Source organism: Burkholderia sp. LK4, from assembly GCF_001043615.1.
Classification (GTDB): Bacteria; Pseudomonadota; Gammaproteobacteria; order Burkholderiales; family Burkholderiaceae; genus Burkholderia; species Burkholderia cepacia.
Window position 1 is genome coordinate 70,602 of sequence record NZ_LDUL01000074.1, and the last position, 17,996, is coordinate 88,597.

A 17,996-nucleotide genomic window follows, 5' to 3' on the forward strand; every position below is an offset into this window, starting at 1 on the left:
GCGCCAACCGGCGCGCGAAGCGTGCGCCACTGCCCGAAAAAATGAATCGTGGCCATTGCGCGAAGTTGCTTTCCGGCCGGACGCGTCGTGTTGCTGCTTCACATCGACGGCCCCGGGCGAGACCATCATCGCCCGGGGCGCACATGTCTACGTAGTCACGCTGACGCTGGGTTCGAGCGCAGAGTGACTTTCCCCTGCCCCAGGCCGGATCTTGAACCAGATCGAGTACATGGCCGGCAAAAACACCAACGTAAGAATCGTTCCGGCGAACGTTCCTCCGATCAGCGTATAAGCCAGCGTGCCCCAGAACACGGAATGGGTCAGTGGAATGAACGCCAGCATCGCGGCAACCGCCGTCAGGATCACGGGCCTCGAGCGCTGCAGGGTGGCCTCCACTACCGCATCGAACGGCGCCATGCCCGCACGCGTGTTCTCTTCGATCTGGCCGATCAGGATCAGCGTGTTTCGCATCAGGATGCCGGAGAGCGCAATGAGCCCCACCAATGCGTTGATGCCGAAGGGCTGATTGAACAGCAGGAGTGTCGGCACCACGCCGATCAAACCCAGCGGGCTGGTCGCGAACACCATCATGGTCGCGGCAATCGAGCGCGTCTGGAAAATGATGATGAGCAGCGTCAGCGCAATCATGATCGGGAACAGCGGCGCGAGCGCATTGGTCGCCTTGTTGGCCTCCTCGATGGAGCCGGCCTCCTCGATCCGGTAGCCGCCCGGCAGCTTCGCGATGATCGGCTGCAATTGCGCGAGCATCGCGGTCGATACGTCGGGCGGTTGCAACCCTTCGGCGATATCGCCGCGCACGGTGATCGTCGGCGTTCGATCGCGACGGCGCAGGATCGGATCCTCCATGCGGATGTCGACCTTGCCGACCTGCGAGAGCGGCACCCGCTGCCCTGCGTTACCGATCAGCGTGAATCCCTCGATCCGTTGCGGGTCGAGCCGGGTGTCTCCCGCCGAACGCGCGACCAGTTCCACCGAACGAATGTCCTCGCGCACGTGCGTGACGGGAATGCCGGTCAGCAGGAATTGCAGTTGCTGCGCGACCGAGCTGGACGTCAGCCCGAACGACCCGAGACGCGTCTGATCGAGCGTGAAATGCACGGTGGGAACGCGCGGCCCCCAGTCGGCGTTCACCGTTCGCATCATCGGGCTGGCGTTCATGGTCCGCTCGACCTGCGCGGCGATGGTGCGCAACGTCCCCGCGTCCGGGCCCATGACCCTGAACGCGACGGGGTAAGGCGAGTAAGGGCCGAACACCAGCTGCGTGACGCGAACCTGCGCGCCGGGCACCAGTCCTTCGGCGACGACCTTGCGCAGACGGAACTTGAGCGCTTCCCGCTGGTGCTCGTCGTTCGTGCGGATCACGATCTTCGAGAAGGACGAATCCGGCAGTTCCGGAGACATGGCCAGATAGAAGCGCGGCGCGCCCTGCCCGATGTACGAGGTCACGATCTGCGCTTCCGGCTGCTTCGCAAGCCACGCCTCGACCTTTTCCGTCGCCGACGTGGTCTGCTCGATCGAAGTCCCGTAGGGCATCTGCACTTCGACGAGCACCTCCGGGCGATCGGACGTCGGGAAGAACTGCTTCTTCACCAGCCCCATGCCCATCACGGCGATCACGAACGATGCCACCACGATCCCGGCGACCATCCACTTGCGTCCGATCACGCGCCCGAGGAAACGGCGAAAGCGCTGGTAGTTCCGCGTGTTGTAGATCGCTGCGTGGCCGCCTTCGATCACGGCAATGTCGGGTAACAGCTTGACGCCGAGGTACGGTGTGAAGACGACGGCCACGACCCACGACGTGATCAGCGCGATGCCGACGATCCAGAACATGTTGCTCGTGTATTCGCCTGCCGTCGAGCGCGCGAACCCGTTCGGCATGAAACCGACCGCCGTGACCAGCGTGCCCGACAGCATCGGCGCGGCCGTGTGGCTCCACGCGTAAGCCGACGCCTGGACGCGGTTGTAGCCCTCCTCCATTTTCACGACCATCATTTCGATGGCGATGATCGCGTCGTCGACGAGCAGGCCCAGCGCGAGAATCAGCGAACCGAGCGTGATGCGGTCGAAGCTCTTGCCCGTGGCGGCCATCACGACGAAGACCCCCGCGAGCGTCAGCGGCACCGCCGCCGACACGACGATGCCGACGCGCCATCCCATGCTCGCGAAGCTCACGACCATCACCACGAGCAGCGCGACGAAGAACTTGACCATGAATTCGTCGACGGCCGAATGGATATTGACGGCCTGGTCGGTCACCTTCGTGAGGCTCATGCCCAGCGGCATCCCGGCATTGATCGATGCGACCTCCGCGTCGAGCGCCTTGCCGAGGTTGAGCCCGTTCCAGCCGTCCCGCATCACGACGCCGAGCAGCAACGCCGGTTCGCCGTTGTTGCGAATCTGGAACGTGGCCGGGTCTTCGTAACCGCGTTCGACGGTCGCCACGTCGGACAGCTTCAACGTGCGGCCCTGAACGACGATCGGCGTGTCACGAATGGTCTGCAGCTTGTCGAACGCGCCTTCGACACGAATGAATACCTGCGCGCCCGCCGTATCGATCGAACCGGCCGGCGTCAGAACGTTCTGGTTGTTCAACGCGGCAAAGATCTCCTGGGGCGTCACGCCGAGCGTCGCGAGGCGGTCATGCGAAAACGAGACATAGATCCGTTCCGCCTGCTCGCCGATGATGTTCACCTTCTTGACGCCCGGCACATGCAGAAGCCGCTGGCGCAAGCCTTCGGCGTCGCGCACCAGCACTCGTTGCGGCTCGCCTTTTGCCTTGAGTGCGAACAGCGCGAACGTTACGTCGGAGTACTCATCGTTGACGAGCGGGCTAATCACGCCGGGCGGCAGGTTGCCCGCTTCGTCATGCAGCTTCTTGCGTGCCTGATAGAACTCCTCGGGCACGTCCGCGGGCGGCGTACTGTCGAGCAAGGTCACCGTGGTGAAGGCCAGCCCCGGACGCGTATAGGTCTCGGTCCGGTCGTACCAGCGCAGTTCCTGCATGCGCTTTTCGAGCGGCTCGGCCACCTGGTCCTGCATTTCCTGCGCGGTCGCGCCGGGCCATGCCGTGATGACCGTCATCGACTTGACGGTAAAGGGCGGATCTTCGGCCCGCCCCAGTTTCAGGAAGGCAACCACGCCGGCGATCGAGATCAGGATGATCAGAAACAGCGTGACCGAGCGCTCCCGCACCGCGAGCGCCGACAAGTTGAAGCCGCTCATTGCGCCGCTCCTTGCGCGGAGACGGATGCCGCGATCATCTTGTCGTTGGCGAGACGTACATGCTCGCCGTCGTGCAACAACTGGGCTCCGAGCGCGACGACCTGGTCGCCGTCGCGAAGGTCGCCCGTCACCGTCGCACTGTCGTCGCTCAACGCGATGACACGCACCTTGCGCCAGGTCACGCGCGACTGGGCCCGGTCGACCGTCCAGACCCCGGTGCCCGTGCCCGGATCGAACACGGCGCCGACCGGAACCACCATGCCGGCGGGTGCGTGGCCGGCATCGCCGTCAAGATCGAGCGTCACGGTCGCGCCGAGCGGCGCATTCGACAGCGCGCCCTGGAGGACGTACCGCGCCTCGTAGGTCCGTGTCAGCCGATCGGCGGAGTCGGAGAGCTGACGCAGGACGGCGGGAACAGGCTTCTGGGCCGCGCCGTACAGCGTCGCCTCGGCGATCGAGCCGGATGCGGGACGCAGCGTCTCGGGAAGCTGGACGACGGCCTCGCGGGGGCCGGCATGCGCGAGCCGCACGACGATTTGTCCCGGCGCGACGACCTGGCCGGGCTCCGCCAGCGTCTCGACCACCACGCCGTCGGCGTCCGCCATGACGACAGCGTAGCCGGACGCATTGTTGGCGAGCACGGCCTGCGCCTGCGCCGCGACGAGCTGGGCCTTGGCGGAGTCCGCGGCTGCCTTCAGCTGGTCATAGGTCGACGCCGAGACCGCGCCTGCCGCGACGAGATCCCGATAGCGCGCCTCATCGGCGGCCGTCTGCGTCGCGCGCGCCTGCGCGGCATCCACGAGCTTCTGCTGCGCACGGGCCTGCAGCCCCAGGTCGATCGGATCGATGCGCATCAGCGGCTGGCCGCGCTTGACCGTCTGGCCAGCGTCGACCAGCCGCTCGATGACCTTGCCCTGAACCCGGAAACCGAGATCGCTCTGAACGCGGGCGCCCACGACACCCGAAAACGACCGGCTCGCCCCTGCCGCGCCGTGAACGGCGCTCATACGTACAAGTGGCGCCTCGGTACGCGGATCGGCGGCCGGATGCTCGCCGCATGCCGCGAGCGCAAGCGAAGCCACGCCCAATGTGTAGACAAAATGATGGCGCCGGAACATGAGGTCCCCTCTCGCAAAGAACAGGAGCCCTCATTCTGATACCAGTGACCAATTCAGTCAACAGTCACAACACGATTCATGGAGCGAGACTTCTGAGGACCAGGTTCGCAAGCTGGGTCGTCGCCTCTTCCGCACCCTCGAGGTTGTACTGGAGCAGCAGCGGATTGAAATAGGGCTTCATCACCAGGAAGATCGCGTTCACCGCCTCGTCCTGCGGGGTCTTGCGTTCGAATTCGCCGGTTTCGCGCCCGAGCCGCAGGATCTCGGCGACGAGTTGCCGGATCTGGTCCTCATAACCCTGGACCGATGGCCAGGGTGATGCGGCCGACACGGCGGCGATGTCGTAAAGCTTGCGATCCTGGAAGAAGAGCTCGCTTCCGGATGAAAGCAAGGTCTTGAACATACAGCGAAATTTTTCCGTCGCACTGTGTACGCCGTCGATGTTTTCCCTGACGGCGGTGATCATCGCCGCGAGGCGATTCGCGCAGATGACTTGACCGATCGCCTGTTTGGAATCGAAGAATTTGTAGATATAGGCTTTTGAAAACCCGATTTCCTTCGCGAGGTCGGAAACGGTGGTCTTTTCGTAGCCGTAGCGGCTGAAGTATTCCGTTGCGGCGTCGACGATCTGGGCGCGAACTTCGTGGTCCGAGGGGCCGCGGGACGGGGAGGCGGAGGGAGTCGGTTTGTTCATGTCTCAAGCTTAGCCCCTCACTCGCGAGTTGACAACTTGTGACCATATTGTATATTGGTCACACCATCCGCCCTCCGTTGCGCTCCCGAAATGATCATGCCCCTGCACCGTTCACTTGTTCTCCTGACCAGCGTCGCCGCCCTTTCGGCGTGCGCCGTGGGTCCCGACTACCACCGCCCGGATGCGCCGCTGGCGCAGCACTACATGACCCAGCCGCCCGCCGGCACGGCAAAGGCTCCGGTTGCCGATCTGTCCGCGTGGTGGGAAAGCTTCAACGACCCGCTGCTCACGCGTTACGTTTCGCTGGCGCTGGCGCAGAATCTGGACCTGGCCCAGGCCGTCGCGCAAATCACTCAGGCGCGTGCGCGCCTCGGCACGGCCAACGCGGCGCTCCTCCCGTCGGCTTCGGTTTCCGCGTCGGCGGCCCGTGCCTATCAGTCCGTCGACACGCCGTTGGGCCAGTTGCTCAATGCCACGCCGGGTTACGCGCGCTGGGGCACCGAGTACGAAACCAACCTGGAGGCCGGTTGGGAGATCGACATCTTTGGCGGTCTGCGCCGTCAGCGTGAAGCCGCGCTCGCCGATTACTCTGCGACGCAGGCGGCGGCGGTCGCCACCCGCCTTGCCGTCGCGGCCCAGACCGCTGATATCTACGTCACGATCCGGGGGCTTCAGACTCGCCTGGACATCGCGACCCGGCAGGTGCAGACGCAGCAGGCGCTGCTCGCGGACGTGAAACTCCTGTATTCGAAGGGTGCGGCGGCCGACTATCAGGTTCAGCAGGCGCAAGGCGCGCTCGACCAGGTTCAGGCCGGCGTGCCCGTCCTGCTCGCGGCGCTCGATGCAGCGTCGAACGCCCTCGACGTGATGCTCGGCTCCCCTCCCGGCACGCACCGCGCGGAGCTGAGCCCGCCGTCCGTGATCCCCGTTGCGCCGTCGCTCGCGGAAATGGGCACGCCGGCCGATCTGCTGCAAAGACGTCCCGACCTGATCGCCGCCGAACGTCACCTCGCCGCGGCCAATGCGCGCATTGGCGCCGCGATCGGCGAGTACTACCCGACGGTCTCGCTGAACGCCTTCCTCGGCAGCGCGACCGCCGCCGCCACCGGCACGTTGTTCTCGGGCGGCGCCAACCAGGCGGCCGGCCTCGTCGGGCTGCGCTGGCGCCTGTTCGATTTCGCACGCATCGGCGCCGATGTCGAAGCGGCGAAAGGCGCCGACGCGCAAGCGCTCGCGGCCTATCGGCAGGCCGTGCTCCGCGCGTCCGAGGACGTCGAAAACTCGCTCTCGTCATTGGTGAACCGACAGGCGCAGGCGGCCACGCTGTCGCATGCCGAGTCGTCGTTTTCCCGCGCCAAGGATGCGTCGATGACCGCGTACCGCAGCGGTGCGGCGAGTTTCATCGACGTATTGCACGCCAACGAGACGCTGCTCCAGGCCGCCGACGCGCGTGCGCAAGCGCAAACGGAATCCGCACGTGCGGCGATCTCGACGTTCAAGGCGCTCGGCGGCGGCTGGGATCCGGCAGCGCACGTCGGGCAGACATCGCTGACTTCACGCTGACGAAGCCGCCCAGCATTGGCGCGCGCGACGAAACCCACGCACTTTCCGGGTTCGCGCGAGTGCGAACCGCACCATTGCCGTGCGCGTCGCGCCCGCAATCGAGCAGCGTCTCGCGCGTCACAGCACCCATCGCGCGGCCGTCATCGAATTGCGCTAAATTGGGCCTGATTTCGTTTGAACCCGCCGTCGGGTAAAGGCACGCAATGCCCGTACGGGCGCACTCCAGGGCGCGAAGAATGAACGACAAGGATCCTGTCGATTTCGGGCAACCCGTTGCAGACGACACGCTCGCCAGACGGTTTCTCCTGCGAGATGCGCCCACCGTACGGGCCGGCGTTTTCTCCCACGGGCAACCGATCTCGTTCACCCGGTTGATCAACCCGCGGCCCCAACCGGGGCGCTCGCTCACGCCGCAGCCGGAAGAAGCCTTTGTCTTCCAGATGCCGCTGATACTCGGCCCCGATCCCGGCCTCCGTTATTCAAGCGGCAACCTCGATGCTTCCGCATCGTGCCGTCCCGGCAGTTGTTATCTGCTCGACCTGCGCGCGAGCCCGACGCGCCGTCTCGACATGCCGTTCGATACCATGCGGCTCTATCTGGCCCAGGGCGCGATCGAGGAGTTCACCGATCAAAAACGGCGCCGGCGCATAGGCGGGCTCGTGCAGCCGCATCTCGGCGCCAGCGACCCGGTGCTGTTCAGTCTGTCGCATACGCTGCAGGCGGTCCTGCAGCAGCCCGACCTGACGAGTGCGCTGTTCATCGATTACCTCGCGCTGGCGTTTTGCGAACACGTTGTCACACGCTATGGCCGAGCCGATCCGGCGCTCCGGCCACGCCGCTCCGGACTCGCTCCGTGGCAGATGCGGCGCATCGAGGATTATTTCGCGTCCCACCTGCACGACAATCCGTCGATCGCCGATCTCGCGCGCGAGTGCAATCTCTCCACCAGCTACTTCGGCGAAGCCTTCAAGCAGACCACCGGCAGCACGCCCCATCAGTGGCTGCTCAAGCGCCGTATCGAGCGCGCGAAATTGCTGTTGCGGGAAACCGATGCGAGCCTGGCCAGCATCGCATCGGACTGCGGATTTTTCGACCAGAGTCATTTTTCGCGCGTGTTCTCGCGTCTCGAGGGATGCGGGCCGAAAGACTGGGCGCAGCGGAACCGATAGCACCGGACAAATGCAAACGTCGTGAGCGGCGCGCGTGCGCCCGCTCGATACGCGTCGACTCACCACGCCCCCCGCCTCCCGATCCGAATTCAGCCACTGCCCCCGGTATTCGACGGTCGTCCGCGAATCGTCCAACGAATCGTTGTTTTATACAAGATCGCGCGGGCACCCCGCAGGTACGCTTCTCTCACATCGAATCGCCGATGCCTCCGTGGCTCGTCACTCGTTGATCGGGTGGCCATCGCGGTCCGGACGTTTCATTTCGGCGCACCTGCCGAGACAGCACGTAGGTTTTCCCGTAAAGCCCCGCGCGGCCGCCCGCCCCGAAACGGCATGGCGCTGCGCCGGTCCCCCCAACCCTCCTGGAGTCGACGCATGAAGAATCGCGATACGTCTGCGCGTCTTGATCACGCAACGGGTGCGCCCGTCACCGACAATCTGAACATCGAAACGGCCGGCCCGCGCGGTCCCGCGCTGCTGCAGGATATCTGGCTGATCGAGAAACTCGCGCACTTCGACCGCGAGGTCATTCCCGAACGACGCATGCATGCCAAAGGATCGGGCGCGCACGGCGTATTCACGGTGACGCACGACATCTCGCGCTACACCAAGGCAAAACTCTTTTCGGAAGTCGGCAAGGCAACGCCGGTATTCATGCGCTTCTCGACCGTCGCCGGCGAGCGCGGCGCCGCGGATGCCGAGCGCGACATCCGCGGCTTCGCGGTGAAGTTCTATACGGAAGAAGGAAACTGGGACATCGTGGGCAACAACACGCCCGTGTTCTTTTTCCGTGACCCGCTGCGTTTTCCCGATCTCAACCATGCGATCAAGCGCGACCCGCGCACGGGACTGCGCAGCGCAAACAGCAACTGGGACTTCTGGACGCTCCTGCCGGAAGCGCTTCACCAGGTCACGATCGTCATGAGCGACAGGGGTATCCCGCGCAGCTATCGCCACATGCATGGATTCGGCAGTCATACGTTCAGCCTCGTCGATGCCGACAATCGGCGAACGTGGGTGAAATTCCACTTCCGTACACAGCAAGGCATCGCGAATCTGACCGACGGCGAAGCCGAACAGCTCGTGGGCAAGGATCGCGAAACGCATGGCCGCGACCTTTACGAAAGCATCGAACGCGGCGACTTCCCGCGCTGGACCCTCTTCATTCAGGTGATGAACGACGATGAAGCCAGGGCGCTGCCGTTCAACCCGTTCGACCTGACCAAGGTCTGGCCGAAAAGCGATTTCCCGTTGATCGAGGCAGGCGTGCTCGAATTGAACCGCAACCCGGGCAATTATTTCGCCGAGGTCGAGCAGGCGGCGTTCTCGCCCGCGAACGTCGTGCCCGGCATCGACTTTTCGCCGGACAAGATGCTGCAGGCGCGGCTGTTCTCTTATGGCGACACGCAACGTTATCGGCTGGGCGTGAACTTCAATCACATTCCCGTCAATGCGCCGAAGTGCCCCTTCCACAGCTACCACCGCGACGGCGCCATGCGCACCGACGACAACCTCGGCGGCACACCGTCCTACTACCCGAACAGTTCCGGCGAGTGGGAAGTGCGGCCCGGTCTTCACGAGCCGCCGCTGCGGATCGAAGGCGACGCCGCACATTGGGACCACCGCGTGGACGTCGATCACTTCGCGCAGCCCGGAAATCTGTTTCGCCTGATGAGCCAGGCGCAACAACAATTGCTGTTCGATAACACCGCTCGCCAGATGGCCTCCGTCCACGCGCATATCCAGGAGCGCCACATCGTCAATTGCGCGAAGGCCGACCCCGAGTACGGCGCGGGCGTTCGCGAGGCGCTGGCAAGAATCGGGGCAACGACTGCGACGAAGTAGCCGGCCATTCGCGTGCGGCGTCCGCCACGACGCCGGCATCCGCTCACATTTCGATGGAGAACCGTCATGTCGCAGGTCATTCAGGATGTCGCCGTGCCCGACAGTCAGCTTGCGCGGGAAATTACCGAGTTCGTGCGCGACACGTCCACCCCGCTACTCTTTCATCATTCGAGCCGCGTCTATTTGTTCGGCGCCCTGGAGGGCGCGCGCCGCGGCCTGAAATTCGATCCGGAACTGTTGTACGCGGGCGCCATGTTCCATGACATCGGCCTCACCGGCGCGTACAGCAGCGCCACCGAACGCTTCGAAGTCGACGGAGCCAATGCGGCCCGCGAGTTTCTCTCGGGCCGGGGCATCACCGCGGCCGACATCGATCTCGTCTGGACGGCCATTGCGCTGCATACCACGCCCGGCATTCCGCGCCATATGCACCCGGTCGTTGCACTGGTGACCGCCGGGGTCGAGATGGATGTGCTCGGACTTTCATACCACGCGTTCTCGCACGAGGAACGCGAAGCCGTCACGCGTGCGCATCCGCGTCCGCCGCACTTCAAGGAAGAGATCATTCAGGCGTTCTACAACGGCATCAAGCACAAACCGGAGACCACGTTCGGCAACGTGAAAGCCGACGTGATCGCCGACAAGGAGCCTCATTTTCATCGGGGGAATTTCTGTTCCGTCATCCGCAACTCGGCATGGCCGGGTTGACGATGCAGTGTCCCGCGCATCGATGCCCGGCCAGTCGCGCCGCGCCAACCGATCGCGACCGCATGCTGGTCCGCATAGGCAGAAAACACCGGCGATCGCATCGTGCGAGGCGGCAGGCCGGTGTCCATCAACGGAATCATTCACACTGAGGTGAACATCATGGGCAAGCTTGCAGGGAAAGTCGCCGTTGTAACCGGTGCGTCGAAGGGTATCGGCGCCGCCATCGCCAAGGCGCTCGCGGCAGACGGCGCGTCGGTCGTCGTGAACTACGCAAGCAGCAAGGCCGGCGCGGACGACGTCGTGTCCGCCATCACCACGGCCGGTGGGAAAGCCGTTGCCGTGGGCGGCGACGTGTCGAAGGCGGCCGACGCGAAAGGCATCGTCGATGCGGCGATCGAAACGTATGGCCGCCTCGACATCCTCGTCAACAACTCGGGCGTCTACGAGTTCGCACCGATCGAAGCGTTCACGGAAGCGCAATACCGCAGGCAGTTCGACATCAACGTGCTCGGGGTCCTGCTCACGACACAGGCCGCCGTCCAGCACCTCAGCGAAGGCGCCAGCATCATCAATGTCAGCTCGGTCGTCTCGACGCTCACACCGGCGACGACCGCCGTCTACAGCGGCACGAAAGGCGCGGTGGATTCCATCACCGGCGCGCTCGCACGTCAACTCGGGCCGCGCGGTATTCGCGTGAACACGATCAATCCGGGCGTGATCGTGACCGAAGGCGCGCAAAGCGCCGGGGTGATCGGATCGGAGTTCGAGCATTCGGCGGTCAGCCAGACGCCGCTCGGGCGCGTGGGCAGACCGGACGACGTCGCATCGATTGCGGTTTTCCTCGCCTCCGACGACGCAAAGTGGCTGACGGGCGAGCACATCGTCGCCAGTGGCGGCATGCGCTGACGCAGGTTCGCGAAACCGCGGGCGTACGGTCGGCCTCGACATCGACAAACAGAAATGTGACGGTCGTTCCGGATCGCCCGCGGTTCAGTACGTTGCCGCGTGAAATCGAAGCGTGACGACTGCAGTCGCTGAAACGAAACGACGATGCCCACACCTCCAGAAGCGTGACCCGCATGCGCGGGTCGCTGCTCGCCGCCACGCTGCAAACCGGCGGACGCCGGTGCGACAAGCCGTTTGCGATCGCCAGCTCGACATCATGCTCCGTATTGCCCTGCCGCCACAAAGCAGCCATTCGAATCGCGGCTTAAAGCTTCAACTTTCTATTTGCCCACTCAACGCACGTACGCTTTATCCAGACGCACTCTGCATTGCCAACTGCCCAAGCGGGATTCATGTCAAAGGCAAAACGCGCCGGGCAACGGTATAACCAAGCGAAATTTCCACATCAGGTGCATGTTGACAGACATCGGGATCGTTCCATGCACTTGCCAGCGGTAGCCAGCCTGACAGAAAGCCTGTTCCGCCGCAGATGGCGCCCCCACCGTCGCCGCCGAACGTCAGTCCTGCCTGGGTCGTCAACTCCATCTTGTACGGATCGGAGGCAATGTGCAGACCGAATGCGTTCTCGACGCGATGGAATTCCCAGTCACGACGAAAGCCAGCCTCTGGCCGTTCAAGCTGGCCGGAGGAGAGAGCCCACTGGCGTCGCCACGTGGCTTCCTCGGGGCTGATGTCGGTTGGATAGCGATCGCAGGGCACATGATCGCCCCACCGAAACAGCGTGGTCGCGCCAGTACCGCAAAGATATTCCCATTCGTCCGGAGTCGGCAGACGGAATCCCGCTTCGATGAAGTTCGTCGCAATTGCCGCATGTGACAGGTCGTTCTCATCGGCCCGCTCAGCGATGATGTGACCGCTATCGGTGACCGTCACACGGGTGGTGACGTCACCGAAGCTGGTCACGCCGCGCGGATGCTGCTGCAACAGCGCCTGCACTTCTGCATCTGAGGAATCGATCTGCCGCCAGCCCACCTCCGCGTATTGATTTTCGACCAGTAGCGGAGCCACTGTTGCGGTCCTGATCTCGCTGGTACGGGCGTCGACATAATCGTGCAACGATTCTTCGATGCCGTATTCCTGAGCGGTATCCCGCCAGCTTTCGATCATGTCGGGTGTCGGTGTCCAATTGGCCACATCAAAGCCTAATTGGACGGTGTTGCCCGGAATTAGCGAGAAACGTGCTGTCCCTAGAGTGAACTGAGCTATTTCACATTGTCGGCCCGCGAGCTCGAATGAGCGAACCGCGTCGAAAGCAAACCCGGTGGGCAACACTTGTGCAAGTTCGTACGATGCGTGCTCTCGTTGAGAAGGCGATGCATGCTGCCATTCGGAAAAATTGTCATACAAAGCCATCTCTGAACTCTCTTGGTGAAGTGACTGTGTCTTTTGCCATGAAATGGTATGACTCTAACTCGGCCCCAGAAATGATAAGTCGCAATCGCGGGCGAGACTGCCAAAAACTGTCACGAATGGTGTTCGTTACAGGTCGAATTGTCGGCGATGTGGAGCGCAATGGCGGATGTCCATAACTGGCCGAATAGCGCCAGACGTTCGCCACCCTGCTACCGCCCTTCGAATCCGAATGGATTGAACTCCGGCATTGATAGACTTGTGCCCGACGCTTTTCGCCCCTGAACACCTCGTATCAATGCCCCCAAAGTCCAGCCAGGCTGACGTGCGTGATTTGAGGAACCAGTGGCAAAGCGTCTTGGCGGCTGCCAAAATGGCGCCCCCCGCAGCCGCCTGAGCCACGACGGCGAGCGTGCCAAGTAGCCGCAGCCGCGCGGGAAGTCTCGACCAGGCGGCACCCCAAGCCCTGCGTCGATCATCAGAGGCGTATCTAACAGGTCATCGCTTTGAAATTGTCATTTGAAGTTCTCGAAGTGCTCGATGCCATAGACCGGACCGGCACGTTCGCGGAAGCGGCCTCGCTGCTTCATCGCGTACCGTCTGCACTGACTTACCTGGTGAAAAAGACAGAGGCTGATCTTGGCGTCGCCCTGTTTGATCGCAACGGCCGGCGTGCGCAGCTGACGGAGGCTGGGCAACTGCTCGTCGAGGACGGTCGTCGTTTGCTGCGAGCCGGGCAGAATCTGGAAAGCAAGGTTCGAAGCGTCCATGCGGGTTGGGAGGCTGAGCTCAGGCTGTGCGTCGACGAAATACTTCCGTTGCCTTCGTTATGGCCGTACGTGCGTGCCTTCTACGAACTGAATATGACGACGCGGCTCCGTTTCTCGACCGAAGTGCTCGGCGGCGTATGGGACGCGCTCGTGACGGGGCGTGCGGATATCGCGATCGGCGCCGCGGGAGAGCCGCCACACGCACCCAACATTGCAGCAAGGCCCATCGGCCTGTTACGTCACGCTTTCGTCGTGGCGCCTGATCATCCGCTTGCCGTGAACGAAAAGCCACTCGACAGCGGCGCAATTTCAAGTCACCGCGGCGTCATCATCAGCGATACGTCGCGTGACCTCGAGCCGAGATCGGTGGCCATTCGTGATGGACAACCGGTCATCGTCGTACCGAACCTGGCCGCCAAAATCGATCTCCTTTGCGAAGGCATGGCCGTCGGCATGCTGCCCGCGCCCGTCGCCGAGGAGTTGATCCGCCAGGGCAAGCTCGTGGAGTGCCAGGTAACAGGCGTGCGGTCGCACACGAACTGCTACCTCGGCTGGCGCGAGGATAAGACAGGGCGTGCGTCGAGATGGTGGATCGAACAACTGGATCAGGTCGATCTGATATCCATGCTTTTCAGCGCGGGCCGCATCGCTACCTGAAGCAGATGCCCGTCTCGCACCTCGGCGCCGACTCGCCGGATGGGGAGGACAGGAGGCCATAAATTATGGCTCGAAGATGTCTACGAAAGGCTGGCCGGTCCAGGCGCCATCTGCTCGGAACCCGGACGGAGTCAACTTAATTTCGTTTGCAGGATGGTGATATGCATCAGCTGGAAAAGTACTATCCCGGTGACGCGAGTTGGCAACGGTTCGTTGCCGTATTCGGCAATTCAAAATCCAGGCAAGAAGTCAGGGATCTCGCGCAATCACTCAATGGTGACATCGACCTCGCGACAGTCATCTATGAAGTCGTCGGCCCAGGCTACGGCAAGTGGATCCACGAGAAGGTGCCTGCGATGGACGATCTCACGGCGGTCGATTGCATCCGCGACCCAGAGCTGCTGAAACGGCTGCGCACGACCTTGATGCGTTTCCCCAGTTAGGACCTAACTGGATCATTTGGTGATGCTGACCTGCCCCCTGCAAACAGGGCCAACCGGAGTCTAGTAAAGTTCAGGCGATCTTTGCCTTGTTTGGGTTGCGAGAATATGGATTTCGCCGCAATTGAAGATGGGAATCGAGTCGAGACAAGCGAATCTCAGATAGATCGGCCAACGCAGCGGTAACTTGTAAATATGCTGAGCGCGTGATGCCCGCGACGAGGCAAGCCTCAGCGTTGACTCCGACAAAGGGATGTCGATCCCTGCGGCCATCGTCGACGGCCGCAGGGAATCACCTGCGTTGCCCAACCCAATACACGATATACATGCAGTTTTCACTCGACAGATTTAGAACTTGTGGCGAATGCCGATCCGTGCCGCAGTCTGAAAACTCGTGCTGGACGGTGATCCGAGCGCTGCTTCGATTTGCGCGCCGTGTGCATGATCGTGCGCGAGCGCCCCGACGAAATACACGTCCGTTCGCTTGGAAATGAAGTAATCCGCCCCGATGGTCACCTGGTTCGCGCTGCCGACGCCGTTGTTGCGCTGTTGGAACTGGAACCCTGCTCCAAGCGAAATATCGGGCTTGACGAAGTAAGTCATGCCTCCGTCGTAGGTCAGCGCCCGAGCCTGGGTGCCGCTGCTCAACTGAACATCGGTCACGACACCAAAAATCTGCGCTTTCCCCAGGCTGTAGGTTGCACCGCCGGCGTATTCGGTCAAATTCGCGGAGCTGGTCGCGTTATGCTGCTTGAAATACGACAGCGATGCGGCGAGCCCGCCTTGGCTGTAGTTCAGCAGAAAGTTCATCGAGCTGTTGGTGCCCAACGAGCCGGCGACGTTGCCGAAACCGTACATCGCCCCGACGCTGAAACCCGAAATCGTCGGCGAAAGATACTTCACCGAGTTATTGACGTTGTCGCCCCACAGCCGGTTGTCCAGCGTATAGCCGCCAGCCGCATATGCCGGAATGCCCCACGCGAGGATCCCCGCTGCCGTATTTCCCGCAATCGAGTACGCCGGAAAGATATCGCCGATGAAGTCGTATTGCCGCCCGAGCGTCAGCGTCCCGAACCGCCCGTCAACGCCGACGAAGGCTGCACGATTGAACAGCAGCCCGCTTTGCGCCAGGGCCCCGTTGGAAAGTTGAAAGCCGCTTTCGAGCGTGAAGATCGCCTTGAGCCCGCCACCCAGGTCCTCTTTACCCGTCAGCCCCCAGCGATCTCCCTGCGAAGACCCGGACGCAAACTGCACGAGCGCGCCATGTCCGGTGCTCGATGTCGCATTGTTCGTGTACGTAATACCCGCATCCACCAGCCCGTACAGCGTCACTGAGGACTGTGCATGTGCCACGCCGCATCCGACCGCGGCGCACACCACCATGCTTCGCTTGATGACCGTATTCATATCGCTTTCCTAATTTTATGCGTAGCTTTCGTTGACGAAAATGACTGAGGAAAACGTCCCGCTGGAAATGCATCGGAATCGTTTGGTCAATGGGCAGGCGTGTCCGGGTAATCCTCCAGCTTGCCTCGCTACAACGAACGGTCTCAGCACGTCCGCTTCCCACTGCGCGTCTACTCTATGAGCACCGCTTTTTGAGCCCCATCGTTAGAAATATCGACAGGGAAAACTTGGCCTGAGCCCGCGCTCAAGAAATTCAGGCGCCCTCGCGAACATCCCTTCCGATCTGCAATAGGCAGTGGACCTGACTGCGGCATGAATACAACGGGCAGGCAATGGCAGTGAAGTTCGTTGCTGATCGGGATTTTTTGCCCTGCTATGCTTGATGTGTAATGCGAACCAGTCTTTCGAGGCTGTTACGCATGCTGTCTCCCGATTCCACCTACCGATGAGGCACCCTTGAAGCCACAAGTTCACGATCTCACGCTCGCCGAACTCCGACTTTTCGGTGACATCATCGGGCGGCTCGAAGAGCTCGGGCCGATCGTGGATGTCAGGCGTGTCGTTTTGTCAGACTTGACCCGGCTGCTGCGATCCGATTTCTGCGTCTCCTACAACTGGGATGCCGAAAAAGGGATGTACGCCGACCCGATTGCGGTCAATGTCGACTCGGATCACGTGCGTCGCTACACGAGCTGGTACCAGCACAATGACCCGATGACGGCGCAACTCTGCAAGCGGCGCAGGGCCACGTTGGTGGAAGAAGTGATGGACCGGCCTGCCCTGGAGAAAAGCGAGTTCTATAACGAGTTTCTCGCGCACGACGGTTTGCATCACGGGATCAACGTGTTTGTCTTCGACGGCGAACGCCAGCTCAGCGACCTGAGAATCTGGCGAACGAGGAATCGGCCTGAGTTCGAGATGCGCGACAAACTCGTGCTCGATGCGATCGAGCCGTTCCTTTGCCGCGCGATCAAACGCCGGGCAGGCAGCGCGACAGGGCTCACGGACCGTGAGAGCGAGATCGCCCAGCTGGTCGCAAAGGGTTGTACCGATCAGGATATCGGCCGCCTTCTCTGCATCAGCCTGTCGACCGTGCGCACCCATCTGCGGCGGATCATGGACAAGAAGGGATTCTCCAACCGCGCGGAGCTTGCTGCCTCCGTCGCCGCGGCCGGAACGACCCTGCCGTCATGACGATTGAACGGCGCGATCGGCGGCCACGTACGCGCGACGCGGCGAATCGTCCGATACAAGAGACTAAACCGCCAGTACCGCTTCGAGCCGGTCGCGCGACACATCGATCGAGTCGCCCGACAGCACGACCTCTCCATGATCCAGACCGATGAAATGGTCGGCGATCGACGTGAGAAACGTCAGATTCTGTTCGACGACCACGAACGCCGCGCCTTCCTCGATTCGAGACCGGATCACGGATGCCATCCGCTCCAGGTTCTCCTGCTGAACACCTTCCGACGGCTCGTCGATCAGCGTGAGCGGCGAACGCTCCGCGATGATCCTGGCGAAGGAAAGCAGCTTCTTTTCACCACCGCTCAACTTCCCGGCCGGTTGGAACAAGCGCTCCTTCAGCCGCGGAAAAACCCGGAACAGATCGTCGTATGCGTCCAGGCTTCGGGTCTTGAATCCGAGTGTCAGGTTGTCCGCGACGCTCAAATTGTCGAAGACGACCCGCTCCTGCGGCGCATAGCTCACCCCCAGACTTCGCCGTTGATGCGACGGCACGTTGCCCACTTCGCCACCGTTGACAGTGACCGTACCGGACGCGGGCTGGATGACGCCGGCCAAAGCGCGCATGAGCGTCGACTTGCCCACGCCGTTGCGGCCGAATACGCCCAGGACGCTACCCGAGGCCACCTCGCCGCTGATCCCCTTGAGCACCATCGTGTCGCCGTAGCCCGCGACGATCGACGAAAACCTCAGCATTGCTTCTCCCCGGCGCTCGCTCACTTTCTTCCTCCCGAGTAGACGGCCTTGACGTCTTCCGACATCTTGATGCCTGTTGACCCACCAGAGCCTGAACGTATTCCAGGCAGGAGATCTCGCGC

General features: G+C 62.5%; 14 protein-coding genes. 8 read left to right on the top strand and 6 right to left on the bottom strand.

Annotation, left to right across the window (positions count from 1 at the left end; genetic code table 11):
• Positions 1 to 147: 147 nt before the first annotated feature.
• The 3 genes from VK92_RS31785 to VK92_RS31795 form a co-directional block, all read right to left on the bottom strand.
• On the bottom strand, positions 148 to 3,246 hold the full coding sequence (locus VK92_RS31785) for an efflux RND transporter permease subunit (RefSeq protein ID WP_048022515.1): 3,099 nt from the start codon (positions 3,244 to 3,246) through the stop codon (positions 148 to 150).
• Entirely contained in the window at positions 3,243 to 4,364 is a 1,122-nt protein-coding gene (locus VK92_RS31790; protein ID WP_048022516.1) for an efflux RND transporter periplasmic adaptor subunit, read from the bottom strand. The genes VK92_RS31785 and VK92_RS31790 overlap by 4 nt, the downstream gene beginning before the upstream one ends.
• A 76-nt stretch (positions 4,365 to 4,440) precedes the next feature.
• A complete protein-coding gene (locus tag VK92_RS31795; protein ID WP_048022517.1) occupies positions 4,441 to 5,058 on the bottom strand; it encodes a TetR/AcrR family transcriptional regulator in 618 nt (205 codons plus the stop codon).
• 96 nt (positions 5,059 to 5,154) lie between these two features.
• Between VK92_RS31795 and VK92_RS31800 the strand changes: the two genes are divergently transcribed.
• From VK92_RS31800 to VK92_RS31820, 5 genes are all read left to right on the top strand, one after another.
• On the top strand, positions 5,155 to 6,621 hold the full coding sequence (locus VK92_RS31800; protein WP_048022556.1) for an efflux transporter outer membrane subunit: 1,467 nt from the start codon (positions 5,155 to 5,157) through the stop codon (positions 6,619 to 6,621).
• Between the two features lie 236 nt (positions 6,622 to 6,857).
• A complete protein-coding gene (locus VK92_RS31805) occupies positions 6,858 to 7,790 on the top strand; it encodes a helix-turn-helix transcriptional regulator (RefSeq protein ID WP_165589121.1) in 933 nt (310 codons plus the stop codon).
• Between the two features lie 375 nt (positions 7,791 to 8,165).
• Complete coding sequence (locus VK92_RS31810) at positions 8,166 to 9,635, top strand: catalase (RefSeq protein WP_048022518.1); 1,470 nt, start codon at positions 8,166 to 8,168, stop codon at positions 9,633 to 9,635.
• A gap of 66 nt (positions 9,636 to 9,701) precedes the next feature.
• Positions 9,702 to 10,343, top strand: coding sequence for an HD domain-containing protein (locus tag VK92_RS31815; RefSeq protein ID WP_021156918.1), 642 nt, complete (start codon positions 9,702 to 9,704; stop codon positions 10,341 to 10,343).
• A gap of 159 nt (positions 10,344 to 10,502) precedes the next feature.
• Positions 10,503 to 11,249: a glucose 1-dehydrogenase gene (locus VK92_RS31820; RefSeq protein ID WP_048022519.1), complete on the top strand. Its 747-nt coding sequence runs from the start codon at positions 10,503 to 10,505 to the stop codon at positions 11,247 to 11,249.
• A 390-nt stretch (positions 11,250 to 11,639) separates the two neighbouring features.
• Here VK92_RS31820 and VK92_RS39095 read toward each other — a convergent pair whose 3' ends face one another.
• Positions 11,640 to 12,662 carry a hypothetical protein gene (locus VK92_RS39095; protein ID WP_131723259.1) on the bottom strand — a complete coding sequence of 341 codons (1,023 nt, stop codon included), beginning with the start codon at positions 12,660 to 12,662 and terminating at the stop codon, positions 11,640 to 11,642.
• A gap of 503 nt (positions 12,663 to 13,165) precedes the next feature.
• Between VK92_RS39095 and VK92_RS31830 the strand changes: the two genes are divergently transcribed.
• Positions 13,166 to 14,086 (top strand): LysR family transcriptional regulator, encoded by a 921-nt coding sequence (locus VK92_RS31830; protein WP_048022520.1) that lies wholly within the window; start codon positions 13,166 to 13,168, stop codon positions 14,084 to 14,086.
• A 161-nt stretch (positions 14,087 to 14,247) separates the two neighbouring features.
• A complete protein-coding gene (locus VK92_RS31835; protein ID WP_048022521.1) occupies positions 14,248 to 14,529 on the top strand; it encodes a hypothetical protein in 282 nt (93 codons plus the stop codon).
• A gap of 345 nt (positions 14,530 to 14,874) precedes the next feature.
• Here VK92_RS31835 and VK92_RS31840 read toward each other — a convergent pair whose 3' ends face one another.
• Complete coding sequence (locus VK92_RS31840; RefSeq protein ID WP_021156897.1) at positions 14,875 to 15,933, bottom strand: porin; 1,059 nt, start codon at positions 15,931 to 15,933, stop codon at positions 14,875 to 14,877.
• Positions 15,934 to 16,389: 456 nt separating this feature from the next.
• Here VK92_RS31840 and VK92_RS31845 point away from each other — a divergent pair, with 456 nt between their 5' ends.
• Positions 16,390 to 17,127, top strand: coding sequence for a helix-turn-helix transcriptional regulator (locus VK92_RS31845; protein ID WP_048022522.1), 738 nt, complete (start codon positions 16,390 to 16,392; stop codon positions 17,125 to 17,127).
• Positions 17,128 to 17,190: 63 nt separating this feature from the next.
• On the opposite strand, the gene VK92_RS31850 is transcribed toward VK92_RS31845, so the two are convergent.
• Positions 17,191 to 17,874: an ABC transporter ATP-binding protein gene (locus VK92_RS31850; RefSeq protein ID WP_053076260.1), complete on the bottom strand. Its 684-nt coding sequence runs from the start codon at positions 17,872 to 17,874 to the stop codon at positions 17,191 to 17,193.
• Positions 17,875 to 17,996 lie beyond the last annotated feature (122 nt).